The following is a 777-nucleotide window of genomic DNA, read 5'->3' on the forward strand; positions in this document are numbered from 1 at the left end:
CGGCCACGTACTCTGGTCAGCGTGCGACTGCAGCGACAAGTGGTGGACTACGCGCTTCGGCGGCGCTCCCTGCTCGCCGAGGTTTATTCGGGACGCACCGGTGTATCCGAGGTGTGTGACGCCAATCCGTATTTGCTGCGCGCTGCGAAATTTCACGGGAAACAGAGCAAGGTGATGTGCCCGATCTGCCGCAAGGAGCAGCTGACCCTGGTGTCGTGGGTGTTCGGCGACCACCTGGGCGCGGTGTCGGGTTCGGCGCGCACCGCCGAGGAGCTGGTGCTGCTGGCGACCCGCTTCCCGGAGTTTTCCGTCCACGTGGTGGAGGTGTGCCGAACGTGCAGCTGGAACCACCTCGTGAAGTCGTACGTGATGGGTGCGGCACGCCCCCCCAAAGGCACCGGCGGCACCCGGACGGCGCGCAACGGCGCCCGCACGGCCATTGAGTAACGAAGGGCCCCACGACCAGTCGCCCAGTGACCTCAACGGATCGGCGACGACTGAGCGCGTGGGCAAGCACGCGAGCACCGGCCCGCCGGACACCCCTGACCGTCCGGATCCGCAGCGGCGCGACGCGCTCCAAGCGCCCGGCCGCCGCCGTCCGGTTCCACCCGACGACCGGTTGACCACGATCCTGCCGCCCGTCGTCGATGACCGCGCCCCCCGCCGGCCCGACCCGATCCAAGAGGTGAAGGCCGCACTCGACCGGCCCGCTTCCGCGCCCCTGCAAAGCGACCCGATCGAAGAGGTCAAGGCCGCGCTGGACGGACGGGCGACCGC

General features: G+C 69.6%; 1 protein-coding gene and 1 pseudogene. Both read left to right on the top strand.

Annotated elements, in window-relative coordinates:
- Positions 1–21: 21 nt before the first annotated feature.
- On the top strand, positions 22–447 hold the full coding sequence (locus A5706_RS10070; RefSeq protein ID WP_068129683.1) for a DUF5318 family protein: 426 nt from the start codon (positions 22–24) through the stop codon (positions 445–447).
- Positions 448–505: 58 nt separating this feature from the next.
- A pseudogene (locus A5706_RS10075) lies at positions 506–777 on the top strand (penicillin-binding protein); the annotation flags it as partial.

The organism is Mycobacterium sp. E796, from assembly GCF_001672815.1.
Lineage (GTDB): Bacteria > Actinomycetota > Actinomycetes > Mycobacteriales > Mycobacteriaceae > Mycobacterium.